Genomic DNA, 13,914 nt, shown 5'->3' with positions numbered 1-13,914 from the left:
ATCTGGTGGGTGAAATGCTCGACCAGGCGATGAAGAAGCTTTCGCCTGAAGATCGACCGATGATTCACTCTGACCAAGGCTGGCACTACCAGCACGAGAACTACCGGTACAAGCTCGAAAAACACTCGCTGAAACAGAGCATGTCCCGGCGAGGCAACTGCTTGGACAACGCGGCCATGGAGAGCTTCTTCGGGACGCTGAAGTCAGAATTTTTCTACCTGAACACGTTGGACAGCATCGAAGACCTGGAAGCTGGGTTGGTGGGGTACATCCGGTACTACAACGAAGACCGTATCCGGTTGAAACTAAACGGCTTGAGCCCAGTAAAGTACCGGGAGCAGGCTGCGCTGGCCGCCTGATCCCCCAACTGTCCAACTTTAGGGGGTCACTTCACCATGGGGGCTTGGTCGCCGCATCCATGCGGCTCACACCCCGCAAACCCACAGCCCCCCGCCTTCGACAGTTTCCCGGTGACGGATGGACACACTGCGTGGCGTCGCGCTTGCTCGACTGGATTCAGAAGCGGTGGGTCGAACGGAAACAAGAAGGGGTCGGAGCCGTTTTCCTGCGGAAAACGGATCCGACCCCAAGGCGAGTGCGCGCAGCGCGCGACCCGCTTTTGCTTTGATTTTGTTCTTGCCTGCGGCCCGCGCGGTGTGTGGCGGGCCGGGTGGGTGGGGCGGGCAGGACCGTTGGCGCCATGGATGGCGCCATCGAGCCCCCAGGGATGGGTTTACGGCGTGTCCTGCACGCCCCACCCATCCGGCCCATCACGACCATCCATCAGTGCGAGCGCGTGCCGCAGAGGGGGCTGCGCCCGATGGAGGGGAACACCTCAGTACCGCTTGATCCCCGGCACCGTGCACCCTTCAATCTGCGCATGCGCCGACACCGCATTCTCCTTCTCGCCCCGCGCCAGGCGCGCCTGCTCGATCGTCGCCCAGTGCCGGCGGCACAGCGGCCCGGTCTTCGAGCCCAGATCCACGGCCTTGCGCGCAAAGGTTTCCGCCTCGGCCCACTGACCCTGCAACAGCGCGATTTCGGCGCGCTCCTGCAGCACCGCCGGGTCACCGGCCACGATCTGCAGCGCCTGGTCCAGGCTGCCAGCGGCCGCAGGCAGGTCATTGCCCTGGCGCTGCGACAGCGCGGTCTGGCGCAGGTCTTCCACCTGCGGGTCGCGCAGCGGCTGCACTGACAGTTCCTTGTCGTCCGGGCCCGCAGCGGCTTCCACGGCCGCAAATCGCTGCGCCGGCGTCGTCGTGTTCACCGGCTTGGCCGCGGGCGGCGGGCTGCTCACGCAGGCGGCCAGGGCAAGGCTCAGGCCGGTCACGGCCAGCAGCGGATACAGGGATCGAAGCATCATGGCATCACCGGCTGGGAGGGGGAGTGGCGGTGGCGGGTGCTGGCGCAGGCTCGGCCGCAGGCGGTTCCTGCTTGCGGTCCAGGCCGAACCAGCTGCGCCAGCCACCGCCTTCGCTTTCGCCACCCTGTTCATCCGGCACCACGGCCGGGGCGCAGGGTGCGTAGGCTGGCGCGTAGCCGACCACGAACGGGAAGCGGCGTGCGCCGGGGCAGCTTTCATCGGTGCTGTTGGTACCCGTGGCGGCCACCGACTGCCAGTCCAGCCCCTTGTTGCTGACCTTCAGCGGTGCACTGGGCAGGCGCTGGAAGATGCCCGACCACACCCGCATCGCACCGGTGGCGCCGTACAGGCCCGCCTGTTCGTTCTGGTCGTTGCCCATCCAGATCACCGCCAGGTGATCGCCGGTGTAACCGGCATACCAGCTGTCGCGGCCATCGTTGGTGGTACCGGTCTTGCCGGCCGGCTGCAGGCGACCCAGGCCGTCGGCGTTCAGCCGCTGCGCGGTACCACTGGCAACCACCTGCTGCAGGCCGATGCTGATCAGGTTGGCTGCAATGGAATCGCCTTCCTGCGCCGGTGCAGGCGTTTTGTCGTAACGCTTGAGCAGCTTGCCCTGCGGGTCCAGCACGCCACGCACCGCGTGCAGCGGCTGGATCTCGCCGCCGGAGGCCAGGAACTGGTACAGCTGGGCCATCGCGTACGGGCTCTGGTCGGTCGAGCCGAGGATCACCGCCGGGTTGGCATCGGCCTTGATGCCGGCCAGCACATGGATCAGCTGCGTGATCCGTTCCGGGCCGACCTGCATGCCCACGCGCACGGTGGCCTGGTTGTAGGAATGGGCCAGCGCATCGATCAAGCGCACGGTGCCATGGCTGCGGTTGTCCGCGTTGCCCGGGCTCCAGTTGCGGCCGCGGCCGAGCTGCACCGTCACCGGTGAATCATCCACCCAGCTGGCCAGCGAATAGCGGTCCGGCTGCGCCAGCGCCAGCAGGTACACGAACGGCTTGAGCAGCGATCCCACCGGCCGCTGCGCTTCGATGGCGCGGTTGAAGCCGACCTCGGACACTTCGCGGCTACCGATCACTGCAACCACGTCGCCGTTGTGCACATCGGTCATCACCATGCCGGCCTGCAGCTCCGGGCGACGCTTGCTCTCCAGCGACTTGATGGTGCGGGTGACCGCGCCCTCAGCGTAGGCCTGCGCAGACGGCGACATGCCCGACATCACGCTCAGGCCGGCGCCCTGCAGGGCCGATTCGGGATAGTCATGGCCGAGCTGGCGGCGCACCAGGTCCACGTAGGCCGGGAAGCGGTTGGCAGCCACCAGGCCCGGGCTCTTGGGCACGCCCAGCGGTGCCTTCAGCGCGCGCTGGTATTCGGCGTCGTCGATCAGCGACGCTTCGTGCAGCTTGCCCAGCACGAAGTTGCGGCGGTCGGTCGCGCGCTCCGGGTTGCGCCGCGGGTCATAGTAGGACGGGCCCTTGACCAGGCCGATCAGCAGCGCGATGTGCTCGGTATCGAGCGAGGACAGGTCACGGCCGAACCAGAACTCGGCACCGGAAGACATGCCATGGATCGCCTGGCTGCCGCGCTGGCCCAGGTACACCTGGTTGAGGTAGGCCTCGAAAATGGTGCGCTTGTCGTAGCGCGCTTCCATGATCAGCGCGTACAGCACTTCATTGAACTTGCGGGTGAGGGTCTGCTCCTTGCCGATGCCGAGCAGGCCGCTGCGGGCCAGCTGCTGGGTCAGCGTGGAGGCGCCCTGGCGGCTCTGGCCACCGGAACGGATGGTCACCCACACTGCACGTGCGATGCCGGACAGATCGATGCCGTGGTGGCGGTTGAAGTCCTTGTCCTCCACCGCCTGCAGGCCGGTCACCAGCAGGTCCGGCGCTTCGTTCATGCGGATCAGGCGGCGCTCTTCCTGCTTCTGCCCGTACAGCGTGGCGATGCGCGCCGGATCCAGGCGTGCGGCCTTCAGCGCCTTGCGCGAATCGGCATCACGCAGCGAGGCGATGCTGCCACCGGACAACGACAGCTCCACCCGCCTGGCGGCGACGTGACCATCGACATCGTTGTAGCCGCGGCTGGAGATGGTGAAGCGCCCGCCCTGCACCGCGTAGGTGGCCGGGTCCTTGCCCTGGCCATCATCACGGTAGGCCGAGGCGGCCAGTTCGGTCTTCAGCGTGGCCGCGTCCATGGCCTTGCCGGGCAGCAGCACCAGCGGGCGCGCATAGACACGGGTCGGAATCTGCCAGCGCAGCTCACCAAAACGCTGGGTGACCTGTTGGTTCAGGTACAGCGTATAGGGGATGAGGAAGCCCAGCCCCAGTGCGACGGCCGCCATGGTCCAGGTGATCAGCCGGCGGCGCCACAGCGGGCCTGCGTCCTGCTGGTCGTCGTCGTCGAAATCGTCGATGTCGTCGGAATCGTAGCGTCGGGGCACGGGAATGCGCGGATGTAGGGTCAGGCGAGTCTACCCCAGCCCTTCCTTCGGGAAAGGTGTGGAATTGGGCCTGTTCAGCGATTGCCCGGTGGCAGGCCGCCGGTAACGCCGCGCATGCCGTCCCACAATCCTTTCAACATGAACCGCAGCCGAACCCATCGCGGGGCAAGGAACAGCCCATTGCCCACCAGCTTCAGCAGCAGACGGGGAATGTCCTGGGCGATCCACACGCGCGGGGTGTAGGCACGCGCATACAGCAGCACCCGGTTGCGCATGATGAAGTACAGGCGGAACGGCTTGTGCACGATCACCCCGTCAGGCTTCGCGCGCGATGGCAGCAGTTCCTCGCCGATGCTGTGGCTCATCTGCGCGTCGCAGATGCCGTACAGCGCATACCCGGCGCGCTTGGCGCGGAAACACCAGTCCATGTCCAGGTTGTCGATGAACAGCCCCTCATCCATCGGGCCGATCGCGTGCAGTGCCTTCATCGGCACCAGCGAACCGGAGGTGATGAGGAAGTCGCACGACACGCGCTGTCCCGGCCCACCGCGCAGCTTGTGGTTGAGCGGAAAGCCGAACCGGACGAAGGGCGCCAGCACGCCGCTGCGTGAATCGCGGAACTGCGGGCCGACGGCTGCCACCGGCCCGCTCTGCGCCAGTTCGGTCAGCGCGGTCCACAGCACATCGACCATGCCCGGTGCCAGAACGCTGTCCTGGTCCATCAGCAGGACGTGGTCGTAGCCCAGCGTGGCCGCCGTTTCGTACGCGCGGTTCAGCGCGCAGCCAAGCCCCACGTTGTGCGGCGAGGCCACCAGGCTGACGCCCGCCCTGCCGCCCAGCAGCGCGGCGACATCGACCTCGCCACTGCCATTGTCAAACACCACCAGGTGGCCCACCTGCTGCAGGACACTGTCAACCACGCGCGGCAGCAGGGCCGGGTCGGGTCCATAGGTGACGATCACCGCGCAGACGCGCGGGGCATCGCCATCGGAGCTGCGCGCAGCGGCCTGCTCGATCATCGGGCCCACCGCAACGCGGCCGGTACGCTCCGGCCGACAGTGACTTCAGGTGCTACGCAGGGCATGTCCAGAGGGGGAAAGTTGGAGCCGCTGGACTATACCCGACTCCCTGCCACGACGCTGGATCAACGTCGCCAGGACTCCGCCCCCGCCTGCTGGACGCGCTTTTCGAACGCGGCCAGTTCCGGCAGGTCCGGCTGCAGCTGACGCACCTGCTCGATGGCGGCTTCGGCAAAACCCACATCGCCGCGGCCCAGCCGTTCGCTGCCGATGGCCAGCCAGCGCTGTGCCAGCCGCACCCGCGCCGGGGCCAGGCCCGCTGCCGTCGGCGCCAGGGTCTGCCAGGCCTGCAGGCACGCGCCCGCCGCCTGTACCCGGTTCTGTCGCAGGTTGTCATCGAAGCATTGCCGGCTGGCGGGCAACAGGCGCGCCGCCGCTGCCCGCACCCGTGCATCGCGCGGGGCCAGTGCCTGCGCCTCGCGCAGCGCGTCGAAGGCGCTGTGCCCGGGCGGGCTGATCCAGCGTCCGTCGCGCTCGGCGCGATCAATCTGGCGCAGGTTGTCGCGCACCTGCCGCTCGCGCTGGGCCGCGCTCATTGTTGGATGCTGCTGCGCCTGTCGCGCCTGCTGGGCGCGCTGGATACGCTGCGCGGCCTGCTGCACCGCCGCCGGCGATGCCCCCAGCGCGGCGGCCCGCGCGCGATCGGCCTCGGCTGCTTCAAACTGGAAATCGGCAGCCTGCCGCTGGCTGCGCGCCAGCAACGCCTGCGCGGTCTGGTCGCGGCCACGCAGCGCATTGGTGTCATCCGGGGCGACCCCCAGGACGGCGTCGAAGGCTTCGGCTGCGGCCTCCAGTTTCTGCTGCTTCAGTGCACGTTGGCCCTCCCGCAGGCGCTGGTCCAGCGCACGCGCCAGCGCCTCCTGGCTGGCCGGCAGATCGGTGTGGCCGGCATCGAACTGGCGCGCACGCTGCAGTACGGCTGCAGCCTTCACCAGCTCGCCGTGCGCGGCCAGCGCCCGTGCCTGCTGCAGCAGGTCGCTCAAAGCATCTTCACGCCCTTCCAGCGCGGGCAGAGAGTCCGGCTGCAGGGCCAGGATGTGCTGGAACAAGGGCAGCGCGCTGCTGTCGCCCTCATCGAGGCGGCCGGCGGCGAAGGCATTGCGTGCCTGCGCCAGCAACGCACCGATGCCGGCGCCGGCACTGCGCCGCGCCTGCAGCTGCCGCGCCACCGCGTCGGCCTGGCCCTGCGGCACCTGCAGTTCGCGGGCCAGCGCCAGAGCCTGCGCGCTGCCGTCAAGATCACCGGCCTGCAGGCGGTCGCGTGCCTGCTGCAGCGCGGCCGTAGCGGTACTGGCCAATCCCTGCCGTGCCGGCAGGCGATCACCATCCAGGGCCAGCGCCGCTTGATAGCGCTCACGCGCGCCGCTGCCATCGGCTGCTGTCAGCCGTCCGGCGGCCAGCGCACGGTCGCCCTCGGCCAGCAGCTGTTCGATCTGCGGTTCGTCCCAGAACCAGTCGGCCAGCGGCTTGCGCAGCAGCACCAGTGCCACGAACACCAGCACCGCCGCCAACAGCGCCCAGCGCCAGACGCGGCGCGCGTGACGTGCCTGCAGCCACCACCAGCGCCCCTCGCGGCGAACGCGGTCCAGCGCGGGGTGGTCGGCGCCGTGGTGGCGATGCGGGGGCTCGCGTTCCATGCGTGCAGGGTAGCCGGGGCGGCGTGAAGCTCAGCCCAGACGACGTGCCTCGCTGACGCCCGGCAGTGCATCCAGCTTGCCCAGCAGGTTCGACAGCTGGCCGTAATCGCTCACTTTCAGCCGCAGGCGCAGGTGCGCGCGGCCGCTGTTGCGCACGTTGTCGCTGTGGATGTCGAGCACGTAGGCGTCTTCCTGTGCGATCAGGTTGGTGATGTCCTTCAGCAGCCAGCGACGGTCGACCGCGCTGACCACCACATCCACTTCGTAGCCACCACCGGCCTGGCCCCATTCCACCGGCAGGATGCGCTGCGGGCTGGCGGCGGACAGCCGCGCCAGCGCCGCGCAGTCTGCACGATGTACGGTGACACCACGGCTGCGTGTCAGGTAGCCGACGATGGGCTCGCCGGCCACCGGCTGGCAGCAGCGTGCCAGCTGCACCAGCAGGTTGCCCACGCCCTGCACGGTGAACTTGGACTTGCCCAGGTTCTCGCGGCGCGCGGTGGGCCGTGGCAGGGTCGGCGCAGGCGCCGGCTGGCTGGCCGCACGTTCGGCCTCCAGCAACGCACGGCTGACCTGGTTGGGCCCGGTATCGCCCAGCGCCACCTGGATGTAGAGGTCATCGACGCTGTCGGCATGGAACTTCTTCGCCGCCGCGGCCAGGTCCGAATGCTGCAGGCCCAGCCGTTTCAGTTCGCGCTCCAGCAGCTCGCGGCCGGCCTGCACGTTGCGCGCGCGGTCCAGCTTGTGGAACCAGCTGCGGACTTTTTCGCGCGAACGGTTGCTGGCCAGGAAGCCCAGTGCCGGCATCAGCCAGTCGCGGCGTGGATCGGCCTCCTTGCCGGTGAGGATCTCCACGCGGTCGCCGCTGCGCAGGCGGTAGGTCAGCGGCACGATGCGGCCGTTGACCTTGGCACCACGGCAACGGTGGCCGACCATCGTATGCACCTGGTAGGCGAAATCGAGCGGCGTGGCGCCCTGTGGCAGGTCCAGCACCTCGTCCTTCGGGCTCAGCGCGTACACCCGGTCTTCGGTCAACTCCGCATCGAGCGCACCGGCCAGTTCGTTGCCCTGCCCTTCCTGTGCCTGCTCCAGCAACTGGCGCATCCAGGTGATCTTGCGATCGAACGCCTTTTCCGCGCCCTTGCCGCCTTCCTTGTACTTCCAGTGCGCAGCCACGCCCAGCTCGGCCTGCGCGTGCATGTCATGGGTGCGGATCTGCACTTCGATGGTGCGCCCTTCCGGGCCCACCACGGCGGTGTGCAGCGAACGGTAGTCATTGGCCTTGGGGCGGGCGATGTAATCGTCGAACTCGCTCGGCACCGGCGCCCACAGCGCGTGCACGACGCCCAATGCGGCGTAGCAGGCAGCCACGTCATCGACCATCACCCGTACCGCGCGGATGTCGTACAACTGGTCGAAGGCCAGCCGCTTCTTCTGCATCTTCCGCCAGATGCTGTAGATGTGCTTCGGCCGTCCGCTTACCTCGGCGTGGATGCCCTGCGCGGCCAGTTCGCGCGACAGCGTCTTCTTGACGTGCTCGACGTAGCGCTCGCGGGCGATGCGGGTCTCATCCACCTCGCGCGCGATGCGGCGGTAGGTGTCCGGCTCCAGGTGGCGGAACGCCAGGTCTTCCAGCTCCCACTTCAGCTGCCAGATGCCCAGCCGGTTTGCCAGCGGCGCGTGGATGTCACGGGTCAGCTGGGCCAGAGCGCGGCGCTGCGCTTCATCCAGCTTGTCGGCCGCACGCATGCGCGCCAGCTGGCGCGCCAGCAGGATCGGCACTACCCGCAGGTCGTGGATGATGGCCAGCAGCAGGCGGCGCAGGCCCTCGCTGTTGCGCCCGGCCTCACGGCCGGCGTGCAGCGCCCACACCGGGTCGGCCGCGTCCTGGCCGTCGAGCAGACCGACCACTGCGGCAGCGTGGCTGCCCAGCGGCAGCGCGTGCAGATGCGCGCGCAGGCCTGGCAGGTCGAACAGCAGCGCGGCCAGCACCGCGCCGTCATCGGCCGACAACAGGGCCAGTGCATCCAGCGTATCGGCCAGTACCGGCCAGCTGCTGGAACGCATCTCATGCGAGGTATCGGTGGCATCCCACAGCTGCAGCAGGGCTTCGCGCAGCGGTGCGGGCAGCACCGCCGCCGAGGGACGGTTCAACAAGGCTTCCAGGCCGGGGACAGACGCGCGGTTCACAGCATCGGACATCAAAGACAGAGGCCCCTACGGTAACGCTCTGCCCGTTCAGGAACAATCGCCAGCGCAGCGCTTCAGGAGGACCCGCTGCGGATTCCGGCTCGTGCCAGGCCCATGAACACAGCATGGGCGCCGGCCCTTTGGCGCAATTGACTCTGGATTGAATAAGCAACGGTGAATCAATCATATGGGATTCACTCTGGATCACATGCCTTGAGCGTACGAATTCTGGTCCGTTTGGCTGCTGCGGCAGACGAGGAACGGGCGCCGGTGGCTGCCGATGATCGCCTTTCCTGACTGCGCTGGAGGGCCTGCTGCCGCAGTACCGGATCTGCGCGGGGTGCACCTGCGGGCCCGCTGCGTTGACGCCGACCGCCGCTTGCGCCGGCCCAGGCGATGCAGACGCTGTGTCGGCACCGGGTGGTCAGGACCTCAGCCCGGGCCGGTACGCGCCTGGCGGGCGCAACGCACGCCACAGGGCAGGTGCTGGCCTGCGTGCGCTGCTCTACACTCGGGCCACATCCAGGAGAAACGCCATGTCCCTGCGCTTGTTGCGCCCGCTCTGTGTTGCCCTCACCCTGTGCACGATCACAGTGCCTGCACTGGCCCAACGGACTGTCGAGGGTGATCTGCAGACGCAGATGAGCCCGCAGGAGTTCAAGGCCGCTGGCCTGGACAAACTGAGCGCCGCCGAACTGGCCACCCTCAACCGCTGGCTGCAGGGGAAAGTGGAGACAGCCACGACCCAGGCCGTGGCCGCCGTGCGCGAACAAGCGCGCGAGGAAGGTCGCCAGGAAGTGATCGTCAAGAACCGGGGCTTCTTCGACTTCGGCAGCAGCGAACCGGTCACCGGCGTGCTGCAGGGGGAGTTCCGCGGCTTCGGCAAAGGCCGCACCTACACGCTGGACAACGGCCAGGTCTGGGAACAGGTCGACGCCACCAGCGTGTCCAGCGTGCGCAGGCAGTCGCCGAAGGTCAGTATCAAGCCCGGCTTGATGGGCGTGTGGTACATGAAGGTCGATGGTGTGAATACCCAGCCCAAGGTGCGCCGTACCAAGTAACGCTGTGACCTTGCTGTAGAGCCGAGCCCACGCTCGGCTGATTGCGATGCGTTGAAAAACAGCCGAGCGTGGGCTCGGCTCTACAGGGGCGGATTCACGCTTGGCGCAGTGCGGTCACCCGCTGCGCCAGCTTCTTGGCCGAAATGCCGGTGCGCGCGCCCAGTTCCTGCGCGAACAGCGACACCCGCAGTTCTTCCAGATCCCACCGCAGTGCCTGCCACTGCGGACGCTCGCGCAGGCCCTGCGCCTCACCCTCGCGCAGTGCATCCAGGAACGGATGCAGTTCCAGCATGCGCGCCTGGTCACGTGGCGGATCGCGCTTGGCCCGTTCGGTGCGCAGGATCATCGCCTTCAGGTAGCGCGGATACTGCGCCAGCGCATCGGCAGGCGTATCGCGCAGGAAGCCGGGGTGGATCAGGCCCACCAGCTGCGCTTCCATGTCATCCAGGTTGCCACGTGCCCAGCCCATCAGCGGCGCTTCCAGCAGCGGCTTCAGTTCGGCCACCAGCGCCAGGATGGTCTCGGCCAGCTTCAACCGCGACATCGCCTCGCCGAACAGCGCCTTGGCCGCATGGTCGCGACGCTGTTCAAATGCCGTCGCATCGCGGATGTCCTCCAGGCCCTCGGCCAGCACTGCGTTCATGGCCGCATCCACCAGATCGCCACGCAGGCGTTCCTGGGATTCGATGGCCGCGTACAGCAGGCCGGTCTTGGGCGCCACCGGCAGCTGCTTGCGTGCCTGCTTCACCTTCTCGGCCAGGGCGATTTCCAGCAGGCGGCGCACGCCCAGCGGGTGGGCCTCCTGCGCCTGCTGGCGGTCGGCGAAGATGCGCAGTGCGACGCTGTCGCCCTCATCCAGCAGCGCGGGATAGGCCGGCACGCCGGCTTCGCCCGGCACCTGCAGCGGAATCGGCGTGGCCGGGAAGCTGCGCAGGCCATCGGCCGCCATCTCGCGGCCGGCACGCGCGGCGAAGGCATCGCCGGCGCGGCCACCGAATTTCGCGCGCAACGCATCCAGGTCACGCGAGGTGGCCAGCACCTTGCCGTGTTCGTCACGCAGCCGCAGGTTCATGTGCAGGTGCGGCTCGATCGCCCCCGGCTCGAAGTCGAGCGCGGTCACCGTCGCGCCGGTCGCGCGTGACAGGAAGCGCGCCAGTTCACCGGTGATCGCATCGGCACTGGGTTGCGGGAACGCCTCGAAGAAGGCGCGGCCGAAGTCCGGCGCCGGCACGTAGTTGCGGCGCATCGCCTTGGGCAGGCTGCGGATCAGCGCCGAGGCCTTGTCCGCCACGAAGCCCGGTGCCAGCCAGCCCAGCTGCACCGGGTCCAATGCGTTCAGCAGGTGCAGCGGCACGTCCAGGGTCACGCCGTCATCGTCGGCACCCGGCTCGAAGCGGTAATGCAGCGGCAGCCGCGCCTGGCCCAGCGGCAGGTACTTCGGGTAACGCTCCTGTTCACTGCCCTCGCCGGGCAGCAGGTCGGCCAGCGACCAGTGCAGCGTCCTGCGCTGTTCCGGCGGCAGCGCCTTCCACCACGTGTCCAGGCCCGCCGCCGAATGGATCTGCGGGGGCACCCGGTCCAGGTACCAGCGCGCCTGCCAGTCCTCGTCGGCGACGATGCCGGCACGGCGCAGCTTGGCCTCTTCCTCGCGGGCCAGTTCCAGCACCTTCTGGTTGTCGGCCACGAAACTGGCGCGGGTGTTGATCTCGCCGGTCACCAGCGCCTGGCGCACGAAGATGTCATGCGCTTCACCGGGTTCGATGCGGCCGTAATGCACCGGCTTCTTCGGTGCCAGCACCAGGCCGAACAGGCTGATCTGCTCGGAGGCCAGCACCTGGCCCTGCGCGCGCGACCAGTGCGGGTCGAAGTGCTTGCGCAGCAACAGATGCGGCAGCTCGGCGATCACCCAATCCGGCTCGATTGCGGCCAGGGTCATGCCCCAGACCTTCTGCGTATCCAGCAGGTTGGCTACCAGCAGCCACGGCGGCGGACGTTTGGACAGCGCCGACCCGGGGAACGGCAGGAAGCGGCGCTGACGTGGCGCCTGGAAATCGCCCTTCTCGGTGCGGTGGCCGATCTGCGTCGGCAGGCCCGCCACCAGTGCACGGTGCAGGGTCTGGTAGGCAGCGGCGCGCACACGCTCGCTGAAGCCACCGCTGGCCGGCGTCTGTTCCTTCTGCGCACGCGCGGCCACCGGAGCCGGCGCGGCCTCAGCCTTGCCTTCGCGCGCCAGCCGCGCGGCACGGTGCAGTTGGCCACGGGTGGCCTTCACCGCAGCGGCATCGTCGCGCGCCGGGGTCGGCGCACTGCTGCCGGCCAGCAGCGGCGCCATCGCTGCATCGGTGGCTTCTTCCTTCCAGCCCAGTTCTTCGCACAGCAGGCGCAGCTGGCGATGCAGCTCGCGCCACTCGCGCATGCGCAGGAAACCCAGGAAGTGGCGGCCACACCAGTCGCGCAGCTTGGATTGGGTCAGGTCTTCGTGGGCCTGCCGGTACGCATCCCACAGGCGCAGCACGCCCACGAACTCCGATCGCCCATCGGCAAACTGCGCATGCGCGCTGTCGGCCGCGCCGCGCGCTTCCGGTGGGCGTTCGCGCGGGTCCTGGATGCCCAGGAACGAGGCGATCACCAGCATCGGCCGCAGGCAGCCGGCGGCCTGTGCCGCCACCAGCATGCGCGCCAGCTTCACGTCCACCGGCAGGCGGGCCATCTGCTTGCCGATGGTGGTCATGCGCCGCTCGGCGTCGATCGCACCCAGCTCGGTCAGCTGCTGCCAGCCATCGGCGACGGCGCGCTCGTCCGGGGCTTCCAGGAACGGGAACTCCTCGATGCGGCCCAGGCCCAGCTGCAGCATGCGCAGGATCACCCCGGCCAGACTGGAGCGGCGGATTTCCGGATCGGTGAATTCAGGCCGCGCCTGGAAATCGGCTTCGGCATACAGGCGGTAGCAGATACCTTCGGCGATACGACCGCAGCGGCCCTTGCGCTGGTTGGCGCTGGCCTGCGAAATCGGCTCGATGTGCAGGCGGTCCAGCTTGTTGCGCGGGCTGTAGCGCTTGACGCGAGCGAAGCCCGGATCGACCACGTAGCGGATGCGCGGCACCGTCAGCGAGGTTTCCGCCACATTGGTGGCCAGCACGATGCGCCGGTTCGGGCCCGGGTTGAAGACCCGGTCCTGGTCCTGGTTGGACAGCCGCGCGTACAGCGGCAGCACCTCGGTGTTGCGGTACTTGCGCCGTTCCAGCGACTGGTGCGCATCGCGGATCTCGCGTTCGCCCGGCAGGAAGATCAGCACGTCGCCGCGCGAATCCAGGCGGGTGATCTCGTCGATGGCCGACACGATGGCATCGTTGACGGTGCGCTCGCCCTGCTCTTCGCCCTCGCCTTCCAGCGCGCGGTAACGCACCTCCACCGGGAAGGTACGGCCTTCCACGCTGATCACCGGCGCATTGTCGAAATGCTGGGCGAAGCGTTCGGTGTCGATGGTGGCCGAAGTCACGATCAGCTTCAGGTCCGGGCGTTTGCGCAGCAGCTGCTTCAGGTAGCCCAGCAGGAAGTCGATGTTGAGGCTGCGTTCGTGCGCCTCGTCGACGATGATCGTGTCGTAGTTGGACAGCCAGCGGTCACTGGCGATCTCCGCCAGCAGGATGCCGTCGGTCATGAACTTGATGCGGCTGTCGTCGCTCACCTTGTCGTTGAAGCGCACCTGGTAGCCGACCAGCTGGCCCAGTTCGCTCTGCAGTTCCTGCGCCACGCGGCTGGCCACCGCGCGTGCAGCGATGCGTCGCGGCTGGGTGCAGCCGATCATGCCCGCCTGGCCACGGCCGGCGGCCAGGCACAGCTTCGGTAGCTGGGTGGTCTTGCCCGAACCGGTTTCACCAGCGATCACCACCACCTGGTGGTCACGGATCAGGCCGATGATCGCCTCGGCTTCACGCGCAATCGGCAGCTGCGGGTCCAGAGTAATGGCCGGCTGCTGTTGCGCCCGCACCTGCCGGCGCTGCACCGACGCCTGCAAGGCCTGCTCTAAGGTGGCGGCCAGGGCCGCATCCTGCGGCTTGGCCTGGCAACGCGAGAGCATTCCCAGCAAACGGCCCCGGTCGCGGTACCCCGACCGGCCCTGGTTGCGGCCGGTCGT

At 68.4% G+C, this 13,914-nt stretch carries 8 protein-coding genes; 2 read left to right on the top strand and 6 right to left on the bottom strand.

Going from position 1 to position 13,914, the window contains the following annotated elements:
• Positions 1 to 359: transposase (locus tag ACQKDV_RS13815; protein ID WP_427784380.1), on the top strand; the 359-nt coding region annotated here is incomplete at its 5' end.
• Positions 360 to 835: 476 nt separating this feature from the next.
• Here ACQKDV_RS13815 and ACQKDV_RS13810 read toward each other — a convergent pair.
• From ACQKDV_RS13810 to ACQKDV_RS13790, 5 genes are all read right to left on the bottom strand, one after another.
• Entirely contained in the window at positions 836 to 1,360 is a 525-nt protein-coding gene (locus tag ACQKDV_RS13810) for a hypothetical protein (RefSeq protein ID WP_427784383.1), read from the bottom strand.
• A gap of 7 nt (positions 1,361 to 1,367) precedes the next feature.
• Complete coding sequence (mrcB, locus tag ACQKDV_RS13805; RefSeq protein ID WP_427784379.1) at positions 1,368 to 3,809, bottom strand: penicillin-binding protein 1B; 2,442 nt, start codon at positions 3,807 to 3,809, stop codon at positions 1,368 to 1,370.
• A 74-nt stretch (positions 3,810 to 3,883) separates the two neighbouring features.
• Positions 3,884 to 4,828, bottom strand: coding sequence for a glycosyltransferase family 2 protein (locus tag ACQKDV_RS13800; RefSeq protein WP_427784377.1), 945 nt, complete (start codon positions 4,826 to 4,828; stop codon positions 3,884 to 3,886).
• Positions 4,829 to 4,953: 125 nt separating this feature from the next.
• Positions 4,954 to 6,525, bottom strand: coding sequence for a hypothetical protein (locus ACQKDV_RS13795; protein WP_427784376.1), 1,572 nt, complete (start codon positions 6,523 to 6,525; stop codon positions 4,954 to 4,956).
• Between the two features lie 30 nt (positions 6,526 to 6,555).
• Positions 6,556 to 8,715 (bottom strand): bifunctional (p)ppGpp synthetase/guanosine-3',5'-bis(diphosphate) 3'-pyrophosphohydrolase, encoded by a 2,160-nt coding sequence (locus ACQKDV_RS13790; protein ID WP_427784382.1) that lies wholly within the window; start codon positions 8,713 to 8,715, stop codon positions 6,556 to 6,558.
• A gap of 536 nt (positions 8,716 to 9,251) precedes the next feature.
• On the opposite strand from ACQKDV_RS13790, the gene ACQKDV_RS13785 reads away from it, so the two are divergent.
• Positions 9,252 to 9,776 carry a hypothetical protein gene (locus ACQKDV_RS13785; protein WP_427784374.1) on the top strand — a complete coding sequence of 175 codons (525 nt, stop codon included), beginning with the start codon at positions 9,252 to 9,254 and terminating at the stop codon, positions 9,774 to 9,776.
• Positions 9,777 to 9,870: 94 nt separating this feature from the next.
• On the opposite strand, the gene hrpA is transcribed toward ACQKDV_RS13785, so the two are convergent.
• Positions 9,871 to 13,857: an ATP-dependent RNA helicase HrpA gene (gene hrpA, locus ACQKDV_RS13780; protein WP_427784372.1), complete on the bottom strand. Its 3,987-nt coding sequence runs from the start codon at positions 13,855 to 13,857 to the stop codon at positions 9,871 to 9,873.
• Between the last annotated feature and the right edge of the window lie 57 nt (positions 13,858 to 13,914).

It is taken from the genome of Stenotrophomonas sp. NPDC077659 (assembly GCF_050268705.1).
GTDB lineage: Bacteria > Pseudomonadota > Gammaproteobacteria > Xanthomonadales > Xanthomonadaceae > Stenotrophomonas.
Note: the sequence above shows the minus strand (reverse complement) of the source record. Positions and strands in the feature narration are given on the sequence as shown.